13 protein-coding genes and 1 riboswitch are annotated in these 17272 nt (G+C 65.6%); of the genes, 3 read left to right on the top strand and 10 right to left on the bottom strand.

What is annotated here, in order from left to right:
• Positions 1-28: 28 nt before the first annotated feature.
• A complete protein-coding gene (locus AB5Y95_RS16030; RefSeq protein ID WP_279484895.1) occupies positions 29-1372 on the bottom strand; it encodes a zinc-dependent metalloprotease in 1344 nt (447 codons plus the stop codon).
• A gap of 20 nt (positions 1373-1392) precedes the next feature.
• Positions 1393-2055: a hypothetical protein gene (locus AB5Y95_RS16025; RefSeq protein WP_054544038.1), complete on the bottom strand. Its 663-nt coding sequence runs from the start codon at positions 2053-2055 to the stop codon at positions 1393-1395.
• 332 nt (positions 2056-2387) lie between these two features.
• Between AB5Y95_RS16025 and AB5Y95_RS16020 the strand changes: the two genes are divergently transcribed.
• Positions 2388-4583, top strand: a complete 2196-nt coding sequence (locus AB5Y95_RS16020; RefSeq protein WP_368161573.1) for a glycoside hydrolase — start codon at positions 2388-2390, stop codon at positions 4581-4583.
• Positions 4584-4604: 21 nt separating this feature from the next.
• Here AB5Y95_RS16020 and AB5Y95_RS16015 read toward each other — a convergent pair whose 3' ends face one another.
• Together AB5Y95_RS16015 and AB5Y95_RS16010 are read right to left on the bottom strand one after the other, a co-directional pair.
• Entirely contained in the window at positions 4605-5396 is a 792-nt protein-coding gene (locus AB5Y95_RS16015) for a substrate-binding periplasmic protein (RefSeq protein WP_368161572.1), read from the bottom strand.
• A 77-nt stretch (positions 5397-5473) separates the two neighbouring features.
• Positions 5474-7321: a M3 family metallopeptidase gene (locus AB5Y95_RS16010; protein ID WP_349934385.1), complete on the bottom strand. Its 1848-nt coding sequence runs from the start codon at positions 7319-7321 to the stop codon at positions 5474-5476.
• A gap of 292 nt (positions 7322-7613) precedes the next feature.
• On the opposite strand from AB5Y95_RS16010, the gene AB5Y95_RS16005 reads away from it, so the two are divergent.
• Both AB5Y95_RS16005 and gbpA read left to right on the top strand, forming a co-directional pair.
• Entirely contained in the window at positions 7614-9305 is a 1692-nt protein-coding gene (locus AB5Y95_RS16005; RefSeq protein WP_368161571.1) for a methyl-accepting chemotaxis protein, read from the top strand.
• Between the two features lie 265 nt (positions 9306-9570).
• A riboswitch (cyclic di-GMP riboswitch) is annotated at positions 9571-9656 on the top strand.
• Positions 9657-9717: 61 nt separating this feature from the next.
• On the top strand, positions 9718-11142 hold the full coding sequence (gbpA, locus tag AB5Y95_RS16000; RefSeq protein ID WP_368161570.1) for an N-acetylglucosamine-binding protein GbpA: 1425 nt from the start codon (positions 9718-9720) through the stop codon (positions 11140-11142).
• Between the two features lie 72 nt (positions 11143-11214).
• Here the strand turns inward: gbpA and cbl are convergent, their stop codons facing one another.
• The 6 genes from cbl to AB5Y95_RS15970 form a co-directional block, all read right to left on the bottom strand.
• Positions 11215-12162, bottom strand: a complete 948-nt coding sequence (gene cbl / locus AB5Y95_RS15995) for an HTH-type transcriptional regulator Cbl (RefSeq protein WP_005308577.1) — start codon at positions 12160-12162, stop codon at positions 11215-11217.
• A gap of 175 nt (positions 12163-12337) precedes the next feature.
• Positions 12338-13405 (bottom strand): sulfate/molybdate ABC transporter ATP-binding protein, encoded by a 1068-nt coding sequence (locus AB5Y95_RS15990; RefSeq protein WP_368161569.1) that lies wholly within the window; start codon positions 13403-13405, stop codon positions 12338-12340.
• Between the two features lie 22 nt (positions 13406-13427).
• Positions 13428-14324, bottom strand: coding sequence for a sulfate ABC transporter permease subunit CysW (gene cysW, locus AB5Y95_RS15985; RefSeq protein ID WP_368161568.1), 897 nt, complete (start codon positions 14322-14324; stop codon positions 13428-13430).
• Positions 14321-15160, bottom strand: a complete 840-nt coding sequence (gene cysT, locus AB5Y95_RS15980; RefSeq protein ID WP_005308571.1) for a sulfate ABC transporter permease subunit CysT — start codon at positions 15158-15160, stop codon at positions 14321-14323. The genes cysW and cysT overlap by 4 nt, the downstream gene beginning before the upstream one ends.
• Before the next feature lie 279 nt (positions 15161-15439).
• Positions 15440-16015 (bottom strand): alpha/beta hydrolase, encoded by a 576-nt coding sequence (locus tag AB5Y95_RS15975; protein WP_010635195.1) that lies wholly within the window; start codon positions 16013-16015, stop codon positions 15440-15442.
• A 56-nt stretch (positions 16016-16071) separates the two neighbouring features.
• Positions 16072-17073 carry a sulfate ABC transporter substrate-binding protein gene (locus AB5Y95_RS15970; protein ID WP_019840783.1) on the bottom strand — a complete coding sequence of 334 codons (1002 nt, stop codon included), beginning with the start codon at positions 17071-17073 and terminating at the stop codon, positions 16072-16074.
• Positions 17074-17272: the final 199 nt, after the last annotated feature.

The following is a 17272-nucleotide window of genomic DNA, read 5'->3' as shown; positions in this document are numbered from 1 at the left end:
CCGCCTGTTGCGGGGCGCCCTTGATGCATCAGGCCGGCTGCGTCTCGGCCGGCTGGCGGGCCAGCGCCAACTGATACCTGTGCTCGGCCAGCTCCAGCTCGCGGCGCGCCTCATCCACCTTGCCGTCGGCGCTCTTCACCGCCGCCACCAGCTGGTTGTAGCGATCCCAGCTGCCGTTGTACTCCTTCACCTCGGCCTGGTAACGCTGGCTGATCTCGTTGGACTGGCGAATGATGGCGTTGTTCTCATCGTGCAACTGATCGATGCGGGTGCTCAGGCCCGCCTGGATGACTCGGATCCGGCGATACTCTTCCGGGCCGTAGCTGCCGTTGTAGCTGTTGTGCTCGCGCACCAGCCGGTTGATCTCCTGCACCGTCTGGCGGTTGCGCTGGTTCAGCTGGTTCAGCTCGCGCTGGTAGCGATCAAAGTTGCCCTTGAGCGTCTGCTGGCGATCCTGCAGGGCGGTTCTGGCCGCCACCTGCTGGCTGTAGTGCTCCTGGGCCGCCGCCAAGTCCTGGCGCCGGGTTTCGAGGGAGCGTTCCAGCTCGCCCAGATCCGGCAGCGCTTCCGTCACCATGGTGGGGTAGAAGGCGGCGATCTGCGGCGTGGTCACCTTCAGCGCCCGCACCGCATCGGCCCCGTTGGCCTGATCCCGGTAATCCACGCCGCACGGCTGCCCCTTGCAGACCAGGTCCGGGCTGGAGAACTTGTACTCGTGGCTGTAGACCCCGAAGCTGGAGGGATAGGCCATCACGGTGGCGAAGGAACCCCGCACCCCGTGTCCCAGCGCATAGTGGTAAGTGCCCCCCGTGCCATCTTGCAGGCGGGAGTGGTTGAGCCCCATGTTGTGACCCAGCTCGTGCGCCAGCACCACGTCGCCACAGCCGGTGGCCGTGACATGGCTGAACATGCTGCCGGCATCCTGGGAGACATCCCCGTCGGCATACGCCTTGCGGCCATCGCTATAGGTCGCGGAACCACCAACCCAGGCCAGCCCGCAGCTGCCGTGATCACCTGTCTGGGGGCGCATCAGCACCACCATGTCGGCGCCATAACGGGTGCGCAGGGTCGGTACCTGCTTGAAAGCCGGATCCTGCTGGTAGGTCACCGCGTTGAGTGCGGATTCGTCGGTGCCGCCATCCGGGTAATTGACCTGCTGGTCGTGCACGCTCCGCACCGTCAGATCCAGGCCGCTGGCGGCATAGATCTGGTTGGTGACGTTGATCATGTGCTGGATCCGGGTCTGCGCATCCCCCTGATAGCGGGCCGCCAGCCCCGGGCTGTGCAGCACCATCAGGTCGATGGTTTCCGCCAGCACGGGGGTCGCCCCGAGCAATCCCGCAATCATGATCCCCAAGGTAGTTTTCTGCATGTGATCTTCCTTTTCTGTTGTTATTGGTGAGTCGGGATCAGGGCGTCATCGCCGCCATGACCCAGATCCAGCGGCGGGTTCTTGTAAACCCAGCCCTTGCCTCCCAGGGTCTCGACGGAGTAACTGCCTTGCGGCGTGCCGATGAACCCGAAAGTCGCTTGCTTGCCGACGGTGAAATTGACCGGATAGCTGTCACCCTCGACCCGAATCTCCCCTTGCCAGTTGCGCTCCCCGCCGCGCTGCAGCTCGACCTTGGTCACCCTGGCCTGCAGGGTGCTGCCATCCGGCAGCGGCAACGCCACGCTGTCACCCACCTGGGCCCGCTCCAGATCGCTGCCCTGCAGGGCGATCGGCTGGGGTTGCTCGACCGCATCGCCGGGCTCCGCCAGCGGAAAGTCCGCATCCACCTCGGCCGCCTGCCAGGGGGTCTCCAGCTGCTGGCTGCCATCTTCCCGCAGCCGATCCGGCTTGGCGGGGGGCGTGACCGGCGCCGGTTTGAGCGCGGGTACCGGCATGGCGGCGAGTGGCGTCAGCTCCACCAGCGGGGCCGACTCTGCCGCACGCGCCTCATCCCCTGTCGTCATTGCTCCGGGCGCCACCGGCTGCGGCCACAGCCACCAGCCGATCACCCCGGCCAAGAGGGCGCACAACGCCAGCCCAAGCCCCCATTTCGCTCTCTTCATACTGATACTCCAGTCAAAAACAATCCTTATAAAACAATGAATTGCATTCAAAGTGAGGGGGCATGCTAGAAACTGGCGACAAGGCTGGCACCCCCCTATATGGGGCGTCTGAAAAATCGACGCTGGTGTTTGCACACATCCATTTGAGTCGACAAAGCCAGCGCTGGCGGGGGCTGAGGAAGGGTTCGAATGATGCTTTTTTGCTGCAGTAAAACGTCCGTGAAAGCGACCGGCATGACTCCCTTCACCCCATATGGGTTAAGCAAATTTGGCTGTACCGGGAGGCGGGCTGCGGCGTACCCTGATGGCATTGATCAGGTCAAGGATGTTGCATGAACGGTTTGCGAATAACGGCGCCAGCACTGGGCTGGCTGGCAATTTCATGGCTGGCGGCGCCGCTCGCCGCCGCCCCTCTGACCCTGCAAGGCGGGACTCAAAGTTACAGCATCGATCCCGATACCCTGGCCATTGCGGTGAACCGGATCCCGGTCAGCGCGGGCCAGCCCGCCCGCCAGGTCGATCAGCTGCAGCAGGATGACCAGCAGGCCAGCTGGCGCTGGCCCGCCCAGGAGGCCAGGGTGGAGGTCAGGCTGGATGGCGACGACCTGCTGCTGACGCTTGCCAGCGACAGTCCCCGTCAGCTGACCTGGTACAGCCTGCCGAGAAACCAGACCCACCTCTCCCTCGCCATCGGCGAGGGCAGCCGCTTCTCCGTGCGCGACAGCGACTGGCTCGGCTATGTCGGCGACGAGCTGGCCGAGCTCAACACCCACTACGACCTCAAGCTGCCGCTCTGGAGCCAGGATGCGGGCAAGCAGACCTACAGCTGGATCCTGCAGAGCCCCTACGACAACCGGCTCAAGTTCAGCCGCCAGGGGGGCCGGCTGCAGCTGAGCGCCAGCCACGAGTTCAGCAGCTTCAACGCTCAGGCGCCCATGGTGGTGCGGCTGAGCGTGGGGGATGACTGGCTGGCAGGGGCACGCCGCTACCGGGCATGGTTGCAGAGCGAGGGGGCCTGGCAATCCCTGGCCGACAAGATTGCCCGCGTCCCGGCCGGCCGGCGACTGATCGGCGCCAGCCATGTCTACCTGTGGGGGGATGCCCTGCTCGATCGGCAGGACGTGAAGGCGTGGCCCGCTCTGCAGGCCAGACTGCAGCAAAAGCCGGAGTGGCTGCAGACCTTCAACGCCGAGGAGCGGGAGGCGCTGGCCGCCGCCCATCCCGAGATCTGGCAGCAGAGCCTGATCATGGGCGGCCTCAACCGGCTGATTGCCAGCCAGCTGCCGCTGCCTGCCCAGCAGGGCCCGCAGGCCCAGAGCAAGGTGCTGGCCCTGCGTCAGCAGTGGGTCAAGGGTCAGCTGGGGGATCTGCTGGTGCCCCAGGAGCGCTGGGGCCAGGGGCTGTCGCTGCCGGTGATCGAGGCGCTGCAGCAGGCGGGACTGCGCAAGCTGTGGCTCGGCACTCCGCAGTGGACGGCGGCCCTGCAGCAGGGCTATGCCCTCACCGCCGCCCAGCGCCAGGGCTATCTGGTGGGCAGTTATGACTCCTACGACACCGCCATCGCGCCCGGCACCAACGACAGCTGGCTCACCGCCCAGCTGCCGCCGGAGATCGGCAAGCGCTGCGCCATCGTCGAGGCCAACGGCAAGCCCAAGCCGGGCTTTGGCGGCGAGGGGGTCTATCTCAACCCCGGCTGCACCCTGCCCTTTGCCAAGGGGCGCATGAGCGAGCTGGCCAAGGCCAGCGGCATCAACAGCCTGTTCCTCGACGTGGATGGCACCGCCATGGCCTCCAACGACTACAACCCGGCCCACCAGCAGGGCAGTCAGGCCATGGTCGCCGACCGCAACGCCCGCATGAGCTGGGTGGGGGATCACCTCGGCCTGGTGCTGGGCTCGGAGGATGGCAACGCCCTCACCAGCAAGCCGCTGCTGTTTGCCCACGGCATCCAGAGCTGGGGCTTTGGCTGGGAGGATGCCGCCATGCGCAAGCAGGCCAAGTCCCCCTACTACCTCGGCAAGTGGTGGCCGGACGAGGCGCCGCAAGTCTTCTTCCAGCCCGCCCGGCTCAAGCCGCGCTACCTGAAGACAGTGTTCAATCCGGCGGATCGGCTGCCCCTCTATCAGGCGGTATTCCACGACTCCGTGCTCAACAGCCACCACTGGCTGCTGGACAACCTGAAATTCCCCGGCATCAAGGAGGAGCGTGCCCTGCTCGGCCTGCTCTACAACACCCCGCCGCTGGTCAACCTGAGCCGCAGCACGCTGGCCAGTCGCTTGCCGGAGCTGACCCGGCTGAACGAGCAGTTCGCCCCACTGCACGAGGCGCTGTGGGACAAGGCGCTGGTGGGCTTTCGCTGGCGTGACGGGGTGGGCCGGGTGCAGGAGACCCGCTTCTCCGACGGCAGCCGGCTGGTGGCCAACTTCAGCCACAACTCCATCATGATCGACGGCCACAAGCTGGCGGGCCGCCAGCTGCTGGTGGCGCTCAAGGGCAAACCGGTCAGCGTGCTGAAGATCCAGGGCTAGGCCCGGCGGGGTGACGGGGGATCAGAAGGGAGCAGCCCCGCCGGGCGAGACGGTGGGCTGCGCATGGAGGTTGAGCCAGCGCCGGCGCAGGGTCTCCAGCGAGCCATCCTGGCGCATCTGGTCGAGGGCCTGCTGCAGGGCCTGCACCTTGGCCGGCTCCGTCGCCAGGTTGAGGGCGAAGTAATACTGCTCGCTGTCGTCATAGACGAACAGCGGGGTGAGCGCCTCGAAGCCGTGCCCCAGCTGGTGCATGTGGAAGGCCGCCCCCAGATCCAGCGCCGTCACCAGCTCCACCCGGCCGCGCAGCAGCATGCGAAACTTGTCCTCCTCGCTGTTGACGCTGACCGGCGCCAGCCCCTGGCGGATCAGCTGCTGGGCCGAGGCCGAGTTGCGTACCACGGCGATCCGGTAGTCGCCCGCCTCCTGCAGGCTGCGGGGCTGGATGTCGGTGCGCGAGCTCAGCCGCCACACCCTGATGGTGCGCGGCCCGACCGGCCCCACCCACTGGAACTGGTGCTCCCGCTCCGGGGTGCGCGCCACCGAGAAGAGGATGCTGCCCGCCCGATAACGGGCATTCTGATAGGCCCGCGCCCAGGGCAGCAGCTGGATGTCGCCGCGCAGCGCCAAGCCGCTGCGCGCCAGCAGGGCCTGCAGCAGATCCACCGAGAAACCGCTCACCGGCTGGCCGGCCAGCTGGTAGTTGTAAGGGGGCATCTGCTCGGTCAGCGCCTGCAGTGCCCGGGCCGGCTGCGCCAGCGACCCCGTCAGCAGCAGCGTGGCCAGCAGCCACCTCCACCGCGATCTTGTTCCCACCCTCGACTCCTTCCCATGAAAAACAGACCCCTGCCGTGGCAGGGGTCTGACATAACGCATGTTCACCGGCTTGCGCCTCAGTGACTGGTGGCCGCCTCCTGGTAGTAGTGGCGGATCCAGCGTTCGAAGCCGGCCAACATGGCTTCCTCTGAGTCGCTATTGTCGGCGATAAGCTGGTCGCCGTGAACTACCCGAATGCGGGCATCGAGCGGTGCCCCCTCGCCGGCCGGCGGACGCTGACGGGCCGCCGCCATGCAAGCCTCGGCCTGCTGCCACGCCTCGGCCACGCTCTGGTTGCACACCGCGGCCAGCGGGCCGGCGCTGAAGCCCTTGCCGGTCAGGCTGCGCAGGGTCTCGTCATGGGTCATGCCGTTGCCCGGCCCCCAGTAGTGGGCGGCCAGATCCGGCCCGATGCGCGGGTTGTCGGTGAGGTAGCCGTCGCGTTTGAGGAAATAGGCGCGGGTCTGCTCCACCGCCATCAGCGCCAGCAGGTAGCCGTGATAGGCACAGGCCGACTCCTGGTTGAGCAGGTGCGGAATGGCCAGCAGCGGACGCGGGCTCTCCACCCCCAGGATCTGGCGCTCCCAGCGGCGGGCCAGCGCCAGCACGGCGGCCGGGGTACGTTCGGCCTCGTCCATGGCGTAGAGATCCCGCTCGAAGTAAGCCACCAGCGCGATCTGGCGCTCGTTGAAGGCGCGAAACGGCTGTCGTGCCTCGATCATCGCCTTGATCAGCGCATCCGGGATCGGCTCCCCCGCCGCATTTCTGGCGTAGCGCTTGAGCCAGTCCGCGTCATCCAGCAGGCTGTCGCAGAACATCGACTGGGTCTCGGCGTAGGCCATGGAGGTGGGCGGGAACTCCTGGGAGAAGCAGGGGGCGTTGCCGGTGACGTTGGCAAAGTGCGCCGCATGGCCCCCCTCGTGGAACAGGGTGTTGAGCCCGCTCCAGCCGCTGCCCACCTGGGCCGGGTCGGCCAGGCTGGTGAAGTTGACCACCGCCGGCACCCACTCCCCCTCCTGCCAGAAGCTCGGCACCGGGCCGTGGCAGAAGCCGTTCTCGTATTTCCCCTCCCGGGTCAGCAGATCCAGGGTGAGGCTGGCGCCGCGGTACTGGATGCCGAGGCGGCGGAAGCTCTCGACCCAATCCTGCAAGGCGCGGGAGAAAGGCACGTAAGGGTCGAGCTGGCGGGTCACGTCGCCGCTCACGCTGTAGCGCAGGTTGTGGGGCAGCAGAGCCGCTTCCCCCTTGGCCGCTTTCAGCTCGGCCAGGCTCTGGTGCAACCGCTGCTCGGTGCCGGCGATGAAGTCGTCGAGGATGGCGAACAGCTGCGCCGGGCTCATCTGCTCGTTCTTGTGCACCTTGTAGTCGAAGTAGTCGCGATACCCCATGGCCCGGGCGAAGCGGTTGCGCAGCGCGACTATGGCCAGGTAGCCGTTGTCGACCACCCAGTTTTCCAGGGTGTGGAACATGGCGAGCGCGCTCTGGCGCACCGCCTCGTTGCTACTGGCGGCCAATGCCGTGCTGGCGGCGGGCAGACTGCCGACCACCTGGCGGCCCTGTTCGTCCAGCAAGGTCAGCTTCAGCTCCCGACGGCGGGCGAACAGCGCCGCCTCGGCGGCCACCAGCTCGTCCATCAGGGCGGCGGCGTCCGGCGCCTCGATGACGTTGCATTCGAAGAAGGCGATCCAGCCTGCCAGACCGCGCTTGAGCTCGGTCTCCTCGGCCATGGCATGCATCTCCCGCAGCACCGGCAGGCGCGCCGGATCGGCGCAGAAGGCCTTGTAAGCCTGCTCGGCGGCGGTGAAACCGGCCTGATCGTCGCTGGTGCCCATGTAGGTGGACCAGAACAGATCCTCCTTGCGCCTGTGCACCTGCAGGTAGTCGGCGTTGAGCTGGTTGAGATAATTCCTGGCAATGGAACTCATAAATTCCCTCTTGTTATGGGGCAGCACGGGGTGCCCACTCCTTTATTGGTGAAATGCTGACTCATTCACATTTTCTGCAAATAATCCGGCAAATGGTGCGCCGGGATGCGCGCGAACACGCTACCAAAAGCGAGGGTTTCTGTCTGCTGGCTATACTGGTGTCAAACTTCTCAATTGGCGTGCTGTCGCGCCAAGCCTTTGAAAGTTAATTAAATGTTAAATGAAAAATAATCAGGGCCAGCCGACAGACTGGTCACCACCAGACCCGCATGGGAAAGTTAAGGAAGAGACTATGTTCAAGCTCGGTGATATTGCCGTGAGCCGCAAATTGATGCTGTTGCTCTCACTGGCGCTGGTCGGCTTCATCGCACTGCTGCTCATCTCCGCCAGTGCCCTGCAGCGCAATCTGATGAGTGAACGGGAAGCCAGGCTGCAGGCCGTGCTGGATCTGGCCATGAGCCGGATCCAGGCGCTGGCCGCTACCCTGCCCGCCCCGCAGGCGCAGGCCGAGGCCAGGGCCATGCTCAACAGCATGCGCTTTGACGGTGACAACTACCTGTTCGTGCTGGACGAGAACCGCCGGATGCTGGTGCACCCCGTCCGGCCCGAGCTGGTCGGCCAGCAGATGGGCGAGAGCGGATCCGCCACCGCTGGCGCACACTGGCAGCGGATGGTGGATCTCGGCAGAGGGGGTCAGCAGGGTCGGCTGGAGTACCAGTGGGTCTCCCCCTCCGGCGAATCGGCCCAGAAACTGTCGCTGGTGGCAGGCTATCAGCCCTGGGGCTGGATCCTCGGCTCCGGCGTGCTGCTGCAGGACATCCAGGCCACCATCTGGTCCCAGTACCAGCTGATGGGGGGCGCTACCCTGCTGGTGACCCTGCTGATGGGGCTGCTGGGCTTTGCCATCAGCCGCTCCATCGTCAACCCGCTGGCCGAGATCAACCGGGCCATGCAGCAGGTGGCCGCCGGCGATCTGGTGGTGAGCATCCCGGTGCATGGCAAGGATGAGCTGGGGGCCGTCGCCAGCTGCACCAACCAGGGGCTCAGCGCCATCCGGCACGCCCTGCTGGAGGCAAGCCAGGGGGCCGGCAACGTGGCGGATGCCGCCCTGCGCATCGCCGCCTCCGCCGAACAGACCAACCAGGCGGTCAACAGCCAGCGGGATCAGCTGGCCCAGCTCGCCACCGCCATGAACGAGATGAGCGCCACCATCGCTGACGTGGCCGGCCACGCCGAGAACACCGCCCGCGACACCCAGGACGCCACCAGCGAGGCCGGCCTCGGCAACCGGGACGTGCACGCCAGCGTGCACGGCATCCAGGCGCTGGCCAGCGAGGTGGAGCAGGCCACCCTGCAGGTCAACCAGCTTAAAGAGGGGGTGATGCAGATAAGCGAGGTGACGGCGGTCATCAGCGCCATCTCGGAGCAGACCAACCTGCTGGCCCTCAACGCCGCCATCGAGGCGGCCCGCGCCGGCGAGCAGGGCCGTGGCTTTGCCGTGGTGGCCGACGAGGTGCGCCAGCTGGCAAGCCGTACCCGCCAGTCCACCGAAGAGATCCAGGGCACCATCGCCCAGTTGCAGCAGCGGGCGGTGAGTGCGGCCGACGCCATGGACGCCAGCCGCAAGCTGGCGGAGAGCAGCGTCGGCCAGTCCGAGAAGGCGGGCCAGGATCTCTCCCTCATCGTCAACCACATCCAGCACGTCAGCGACATGGCGACCCAGATCGCCACCGCGGCGGAGCAGCAGAGCATGGTGGCGGAGGACATGAATCGCAACGTCAGCGGCATCAACGACTCGGCGCTGGAGATGTCTCAGTCCGCCTCCCAGCTGGCTCAGGAGAGCGAGCTGCTGGCCGGACTCTCCCGCAGCCTGGACGAGCGGCTGGCCCTGTTCAAACTGGGCTCGGCCAACCACCAGCCGGCAACCCAGCCACGGATGCCGCAACCGCCGCAGCAGGCGGATCGCCCGCGCATCCGCCACTGATCCGTCCTGGCTTGTCGCAGCGCACGCCCCCGCCAGATCGGCTGACGGGGGCGTTTTTCATTGCGAAAAAATGCCAAATATTTGCATCTTGTCGACCTGTTCGACGAACTTGATGCCGTGACGCCGAGTTAATAGCCATTTAAAAACAGAAAGTTAAGTGTTTGCTCTACTCCGATGAGGTCAAGCTGTAAAGATTTACACTTAATTATTTAATCAAAAATAGTCATGATGAGTTGTCGCCAAACGCGACACCATGACCCTTTATGTAGTCATTTGGCAAACTGGTTGAAAGGCCAGGACGCAAAGCCTCCGGTCTAAAGACATGTCGTCCAGGATAGCGGGGTTGCCACACAGTGTTTCGGGGAACGCCCCTGCCAACTTGACTGCCCACATCTGTCGAACAGAGGAATGTATGGCAGCAAAAATCCAACTCAATCACGTCGCTGCGACGCTGGCCCTGCTGGTCAGTGGCAGCGTGCTCGCCCACGGCTACATCAGCCAGCCGGAATCGCGCAACTACCTGTGCAAGACCGGCGGCAACAGTCAGTGCGGCGCGGTGCAATGGGAACCCCAGAGCGTGGAAGGTCCCTCCGGCTTCCCGAATGGTGGCCCTGCCGACGGCCAGATCGCCTCGGCCGGCAGCGCCAGCTGGGGCGAGCTGAACGCCCAGACCAGCGACCGCTGGATCCGCCGCGAGGTACAGGCCGGCCCCTTCGCAATCAGCTGGACCTTCACCGCCAACCACGTCACCCGCAACTGGCGCTACTACCTCACCAAGCAGGACTGGAACCCGAACCAGCCGCTGACTCGCGCCGCCTTCGAGCTCACCCCCTTCTGCGTGGTGGACGGCAACATGACCCAGCCGCCCAAGCAGGTCACCCACCAGTGCAACCTGCCCGAGCGCACCGGCTATCAGGTGATCCTGGGGGTGTGGGAAGTGGGTGACACCAGCAACAGCTTCTATAACGTGATCGACGCCAACTTCAAGGGCGGCACCCAGCCACCGCTGGAATGGAGCCAGGGCGGCACCATCTACCCCTCCACCGAGCTGGCGGTCGGCGACAAGGCCAGAACCCTGGTGTTCGACGCCAACGGCGTGCGCCCCGATCTGCAGACCGAGCTGACCATCGCCAGCCCGGAGCAGGGCCAGAAGAACAACTGGACCCACGCCCTGGCGAGCAAGATCAATGCAGAGCAGAGCCAGATCCGCGCCGGCCAGCAGAGCGGTGAAGGCCAGTTCAACCCCGTCTATGGCCAGAACCCGGTCTACTTCAAGGCCGGCAGCGCGCTGGAGCGGGTCGAGATCCAGCTCGAACAGCAGCAGCCACCGGTGAGCAACGGCGTCAGCGTGAGCGGCCTGGAGAGCGACTACCTGCTCGACGAGGGCAAGCTGACCCTCAACTTTACCGTGGCCGCCGAGGGTGATCTGACCGTCACCAACACTCTGTATGATCACGGGGGGGCCGCCAAGGGACAGACCAGCGCCGACATCAAGGACAGCAGCCACAGCTTCACCATGCCGCTCACCGGGCTCAGCGCCGGTCACCACCAGCTGGTGATCGAAGGCAAACCCAAGGCCGGTGGCGATGCGGTGCAGCAGACCCTGGACCTGATGCTCAAGGATCCGGCCGCCGGCGGTGACTACCAGTTCACCTTCCCGGAGGGGCTCAAGTCCTACACCGACGGCACCAGGGTGCTGCAGCCCAAGAACGGCAAGATCTACCAGTGCAAGCCCTTCCCCTATCGCGGCTGGTGCAGCCAGTGGTCGGCCAGCGCCACCCAGTATGAACCCGGGGTCGGTAGCAATTGGCAGGATGCCTGGATCCTGGTCAACTGACCCGCAGGCGCAGCACGATGCCATCAACAAAACGGGGAGCCACTGGCTCCCCGTTTTCTCTGCTGTGACAGCTCAGATCTGGAAGTCGATGGCGGGCTCGCCACCCATGGCGCGGGCCTGAATGTCCGCCAGCGCCAGCTCAGGGTTGCAGAGCTGGATGAACTGCCAGGCGAAGTTGTGCTGGAACTGCCCCTGCTTAAGGCCGATCCAGGCGGTGTGGGGCGCAAACAGCCGGCTGCCGTCCAGCTGCACCAGTCCCTTGTCGCGCTGGGTGTCGAACGCCATGTCCGCCAGTATGCCCACCCCCATCTCCAGCTCGACATAGGTCTTGATAACGTCGGAGTCCTGCGCGGTCAGCAGGATCTGCGGGGCTATGCCGGCCTCGGCAAACGCCTCGTCCACCCGCGCCCGCCCGGTCAGCCCGGCCTGATAGGTGATGATGGGCCACTGGGCCAGCGCCGCCAGGGTCAGCTCCTGCTCGGCACTGAGCGGATGCTGCTCCGGCACAACTATGTTGTGGTGCCAGCGGTAGTAGGGAAACGCCACCACCCCTTCGCTCTTGTCGAGCTGCTCGCTGCTGATGCCGATGTCCACCTCGCCGGTCTGCACCAGCCGCACTATCTCCTCCGGACCGCCCTGGCGCAGCTCCAGCTGCACCAGCGGGAACTGCTCGCGAAACGCCTTCACCACCCGCGGCAGGGCGTAGCGGGCCTGGGTGTGGGTGGTCGCCACCAGCAGCCGGCCCGAGTCGCGGTTGGCAAAGGTGCTGGCCAGCTTGCGGATGTTCTCGGCATCCCCGAGGATGCGCTCGGCGATCACCAGCAGCTCCTTGCCCGGCTCTGTCATGCCGAGCAGCCGCTTGCCGTAGCGGATGAACAACTCGATCCCCAGCTCCTCTTCCAGCTCGCGGATATGGCGGCTGACCCCGGACTGGGAGGTAAACAGGGCATTGGCCACCTCGGTCAGGTTGTAATCCCGCCGTGCCGCCTCCCGAATGATTCGCAACTGCTGAAAATTCACGTCATCGCCTCCTGCGCTGACCGGCCGGTCGGGGCCCTCCCCGCCGCCTTGTTGTTATCTTGTCTGGCTGCCCGAGTCTGAACTCTGAGCGCCATACTGACCCTGTTGTACCCAGGTGGGCAGACTCCGCCCTGGTCACGCTGCTTGCCTGCGCGGCCCCCCAGGGGCCTGCCACTTAAATCTGGTAATCCGGGTAGAGCTGGGCCTGTCTGGCCACCAGCCGCACCCCCTGGCCCGGGCTGAAGGCGCGGGCCGCCTCCTTGCTCAGCTCGGCCTCGAAGTGTGCACCGTTTGTATCCCCATTGCCACGCAGTTCCACCCGGATGCGCGGCCCCATGGGCAGCAATCTGGTGATGGTGGCGCTGATGCCGCCCGGCGCATCCTCCGGCACTATCTCCAGCTCGTGGGGACGCACATAGGCGACGGCCGCGCTGCCCTCCGCCAGCTGGGAGCTGATGGGCCCGCCCAGCAGCTGCTCGCCGATGCCGAGCCCCTGCCCGGCCACCCGCCCGCGAAACAGGTTCACGCTGCCGAGGAAGCTGTGCACGAAGGAGCTGGCGGGCTGGTCGTAGACCTCGGCCGGGGTGCCGATCTGCTCGACCTTGCCGGCATTCATCAGCACCACCCGGTCCGCCACCTCCAGCGCCTCCTCCTGATCGTGAGTGACGAACAGGCTGGTGACGTGCAGCTCGTCGTGCAGCTCGCGCAGCCAGCGGCGCAGCTCCTTGCGCACCTGGGCGTCGAGGGCGCCGAAGGGCTCGTCCAGCAGCAGCACCTTGGGCTGCACCGCCAGCGCGCGGGCCAGGGCGACCCGCTGGCGCTGACCGCCGGAGAGCTGGGTCGGGTAGCGCGCGGCCACGTGGCTGAGCTGCACCAGATCCAGCAGCTCCTTGACCCGGGCGCGGATCGCCGCCTCGGCCGGTCGCTCGCGGCGCGGCTTGACCCTAAGGCCAAACGCCACGTTCTCGAACACCGTCATGTGGCGAAACAGGGCGTAGTGCTGGAACACGAAGCCGACGTTGCGCTCGCGCACGTGCAGATCCGAGGCATCCTCGCCGCGGATGATGACGTGGCCGCTGTCGGCCTGCTCCAGCCCGGCGATGATCCGCAGCAGAGTGGTCTTGCCGCAGCCGGAGGGGCCGAGCAGCGCCACCAGCTCACCGTCGTGAAAGTCGAGGTTGATGTCGGCCAGCGCCGCGTACTGGTTGAAATGCTTGTTGAGTCCTTGTACCTGAATGCTCATGGCAGCCTCTTGAATTCGGTGATCAGTGAGAGTGAACGGGCTGGGCACGCAGCCGGGCCAGCAGGGTTTCCCCCAGCAGGGTGAAGATCCCGAACAGGGCCAACAGGCTGGCCACCGCGAAGGCGGCGCCGGTCTGGTACTCGTTGTAGAGGATCTCGATGTGCAGCGGCAGGGTGTTGGTCTGGCCGCGAATGTGGCCGGAGACCACCGACACGGCGCCGAACTCCCCCACCGCCCGGGCGGTACTGAGCAGCAGGCCGTACATCAGGCTCCAGCGGATGCCGGGTAGAGTGACCCGCCAGAACATCTGCAGGCCGCTCGCCCCCAGCATGATGGCGGCCTCTTCCTCTTCCGGGCCGCGCGCCTCCATCTGGGGCAGCAGCTCGCGCACCACGAAGGGTACTGTGATGAAGGTGGTGGCCAGGATGATGCCGGGAGTGGCGAAGATCACCTTGATGTCGTGCTCGCTCAGCCATTCGCCGAACCAGCCGCGACTGCCGAACATCAGCACGAACATCAGGCCCGCGATCACCGGCGACACGGAGAACGGCAGATCGATGAGGGTGATGAGCAGCTGCCGGCCAGGGAAGCGGAAGCGGGCGATGGCCCAGGCCGCGGCGACCCCGAACAGCAGGTTGAGGGGTACCGAACAGAGGGTCACCAGGGCGGTGAGGCCGAGGGCGCTGAGGGCGTCCGGCTCGCTGATGGCGTGCCAGAAGAAGGCCAAACCAGGGCTCAGCGCCTGGATAAAGACGGTGGCCAGCGGCAGCAGCAGCAGGGCGGCAAACCAGCCGAGGCCGACCGTGATCAGCAGCCACTTGACCCAGACCGGCTCGCGGATGACGGGGGGCTGGCGCACCGAGGGGGTCGGCGCCGCCTCGCCCGTGGCCAGCGTCAGGCGTGCGTTGGATGCGTTCATATCCGGCTCCCCCCGATACGGGCCCAGCTCCAGGCCTGCAACTTGTTGATAAGCAGTAACAAAATGAAAGAGATCAGCAGCATGACCACGGCGATGGCGGAGGCGCCGGCGTAGTCGTACTCCTCCAGGTGGCTCATGATCATCAGCGGCGCGATCTCCGACACCATCGGCAGGTTGCCAGCGATAAAGATGACGGAGCCGTACTCCCCCACCGCCCGTGCGAAGGCCAGGGCAAAGCCGGTGAGCAGGGCCGGCACCAGGGTCGGCCACAGCACCCGGATGAAGGTCTGCCAGCGATCGGCACCCAGGCTGGCGGCGGCCTCCTCCTGCTCGGTCTCGGCTTCCCGCAGCACCGGCTGCAGGGTGCGCACCACGAACGGCAGCCCGATGAAGGTGAGCGCGATGACCACACCGATGGGGTTGTAGGCGAGCTCGATGCCAAACGGGGCGACCCACTGCCCGATCCAGCCGTTCGGGGCGAAGATGGCGCACAAGGCGATGCCGGAGACGGCGGTGGGCATGGCGAACGGCAGGTCGATCAGGGCATCCACCAGTCGGCGGCCGGGGAAGGTATAACGCACCAGCACCCAGGCCAGGATCAGGCCGAACAGGGCGTTGAGCAGCGCCGCCACCAGGGCAGCCCCGAAGCTCAGACGAAAGGAGGCGAGCACCCGCGGCGAACCTATCACCTGCCAGAACTCGGCCAGGGTCAGATTGTTCACCGCGAACAGCACCAGCGCCGAGAGCGGCAGCAACACCAGCACGCCCAGATAGAGCAGGCTGAAGCCGAGGGTCGGGCCGAAGCCCGGCAGCACGGAGTAAGAACCAAATCGCATAACGCATCCGTTTGTTATGAAAAACATTAGATACAGCGATTCTGCGCACTCCTGTCAGGGGCAACAAACACCAATAACGCCTTTGCTAAGCACTTTTTTATCTAACAACGACATACAAGGCTTTTAGAGCAATAAAATGAAAAAAAGGTCTTTTATATAAATAAAAGACCTAAAAATGGAGCGTCGTGCAATGTACCAAGCTATCCAAATCAGACTGTCGTTGTGTCGGGTGCCTGCCCTCCTTCTCTGTTCCAAACCTCTGTGATCAACGTTCGCCGCTCAGCGAAAACTCAAGGCCGCCCGCCGCTCCCACACCGCCGGCGTCGGTGCCACCACCATCTCGGCCCGCCGATAGAGGGTGCCGAGCAAGTTGAGCCCCTGGTGCCACTCACCGTGGCCGGACTGGGCATTGAGGTGGCCCACCTCGCCGGCATCGAACAGCGGCACCTGCCACTGCCGGCTCCAGTATTCGGCCCGCTCGAAGCTCATCCAGGGATCGTTGCGGCTGGCCACCAGCTGGGCCGACACCTTGAGCGAGCCTGCCAGCAGCTCATCTGGCAAGCCGAAGCGGGCCGGATCCGCCGGCGCCACGATAAACAGCGAGGCCACCTTGTCGGGCTGCCGGCGCGCCGCCGTGATGGCCGCCAGCGCGCCGAAGGAGTGAGCCACCAGGTGAGCCCGCCCGCGCCGACTTTTGAGCTTGCTCGCCAGCTTGGCACTCCAGACCGTGAGGTCGGGCCGATCCCACGGCAGCCCCACCATCCGCTGCCAGTGGGGGAATTGTTGGTGCCAGCGGCTCTGCCAGTGATCCGGCCCGCTGTTGTGCAGACCGGGAACCAGGAGGATCTTGTTCATCTTGGTGCTCCTATCAGCTGGCACAGGGGCCAGTTCAGTTGACGATGGCCGGCCGCTCAGCGACCCGGCTGATAGATCTGGTCAAACAGGGCGCCCTGGGCGAAGTGCTTCTTCTGCGCCTTGTCCCAGTCCCCTTCCAGATCCTTGACGGTGAACAGGGTCAGCTGCGGGAACTGGGCTGCGGTCTCCTTCAGGATCGCCGGGTTGCTGGGGCGGTAGTGATATTTGGCGACGATGCGCTGCCCCTCGTCGGAGTAGAGGTAGTCGAGGTAAGCCTTGGCTACCGCCTCGGTGCCGTGCTTCCTGGCCACCTTGTCCACCACCGCCACCGGCGGCTCGGCCAGGATGGAGACCGACGGCACCACCAGCTCGAACTTGTCACGATTGCCGGGCTGACCCAGCACCAGCAGGGCTTCGTTCTCCCAGGCCAGCAGCACATCGCCGAGGCCGCGCTCGATGAAGCTGGTGGTGGCACCGCGGGCGCCGGAGTCCAGCACCTTCACGTTCTTGTAGAGATCGCCGACGAACTGCCTGGCTCCCTCCTCGCTGCCACTCTTCTTCAGGGCGTAGCCCCAGGCAGCCAGGTAGTTCCAGCGCGCCCCGCCGGAAGTCTTGGGGTTGGGGGTGACGATGGCCACGTCCTTGCGCACCAGATCATCCCAGTCCTTGATCTGCTTGGGATTGTCCTTGCGCACCAGGAACACGATGGTGGAGGTGTAGGGCGCCGCATTGTTGGCCAGCCGGCTCTGCCAGTCGGCGCCAATCAGCCCCTGCCTGGCCACGGCATTGACGTCGTAGGCCAGCGCCAGCGACACCACGTCCGCTTCCAGCCCGTCCACCACGGCGCGCGCCTGCTTGCCGGAGCCACCATGGGACTGGCTGACCACAACATCGTCGCCGGTCTTCGCCTTCCACTCCCTGGCGAAGGCGCCGTTGTACTCCTGGAACAGTTCGCGGGTCGGATCGTAGGAGACGTTGAGCAGGCGGATCTCGGCGGCATTGGCCTGACCGAGGGCCAGCAGGGAGAGCAGGGTCAGGGCTGTCGTTCGCAGTTTCATGGGGATACTCCATATCTCGTTGGGTTGAGTTCAGCATGCCGCGGGCTTGTTATGCCGAGAACCAAGAAATAACGCTTTGCTTATCTCATTTGCTCATATCAGGAGGGCGCAGGCGCCATTCGCGCACTCTGTGAGCCAGGCCGCGCTGGCCCGATGCCGGCTGTGCCATCATGGAAACAAGGCAGGCTGATGACGAACA

The organism is Aeromonas sp. R5-3 (genome assembly GCF_040908225.1).
Classification (GTDB): Bacteria; Pseudomonadota; Gammaproteobacteria; order Enterobacterales; family Aeromonadaceae; genus Aeromonas; species Aeromonas dhakensis.
The sequence above is the reverse complement of the archived record's forward strand: the minus strand, read 5'-3'. Positions and strand labels throughout refer to the sequence as shown.

What these genes read in the sequence shown, in the direction of transcription:
- AB5Y95_RS16030 (WP_279484895.1), bottom strand. Translation starts at nt 1,372, where the DNA reads ATGCAGAAAACTACCTTGGGGATCATGATTGCGGGATTGCTCGGGGCG.
- AB5Y95_RS16025 (WP_054544038.1), bottom strand. Translation starts at nt 2,055, where the DNA reads ATGAAGAGAGCGAAATGGGGGCTTGGGCTGGCGTTGTGCGCCCTCTTG.
- AB5Y95_RS16020 (WP_368161573.1), top strand. Translation starts at nt 2,388, where the DNA reads ATGAACGGTTTGCGAATAACGGCGCCAGCACTGGGCTGGCTGGCAATT.
- AB5Y95_RS16010 (WP_349934385.1), bottom strand. Translation starts at nt 7,321, where the DNA reads ATGAGTTCCATTGCCAGGAATTATCTCAACCAGCTCAACGCCGACTAC.
- AB5Y95_RS16005 (WP_368161571.1), top strand. Translation starts at nt 7,614, where the DNA reads ATGTTCAAGCTCGGTGATATTGCCGTGAGCCGCAAATTGATGCTGTTG.
- gbpA (WP_368161570.1), top strand. Translation starts at nt 9,718, where the DNA reads ATGGCAGCAAAAATCCAACTCAATCACGTCGCTGCGACGCTGGCCCTG.
- AB5Y95_RS15990 (WP_368161569.1), bottom strand. Translation starts at nt 13,405, where the DNA reads ATGAGCATTCAGGTACAAGGACTCAACAAGCATTTCAACCAGTACGCG.
- cysW (WP_368161568.1), bottom strand. Translation starts at nt 14,324, where the DNA reads ATGAACGCATCCAACGCACGCCTGACGCTGGCCACGGGCGAGGCGGCG.
- cysT (WP_005308571.1), bottom strand. Translation starts at nt 15,160, where the DNA reads ATGCGATTTGGTTCTTACTCCGTGCTGCCGGGCTTCGGCCCGACCCTC.
- AB5Y95_RS15975 (WP_010635195.1), bottom strand. Translation starts at nt 16,015, where the DNA reads ATGAACAAGATCCTCCTGGTTCCCGGTCTGCACAACAGCGGGCCGGAT.
- AB5Y95_RS15970 (WP_019840783.1), bottom strand. Translation starts at nt 17,073, where the DNA reads ATGAAACTGCGAACGACAGCCCTGACCCTGCTCTCCCTGCTGGCCCTC.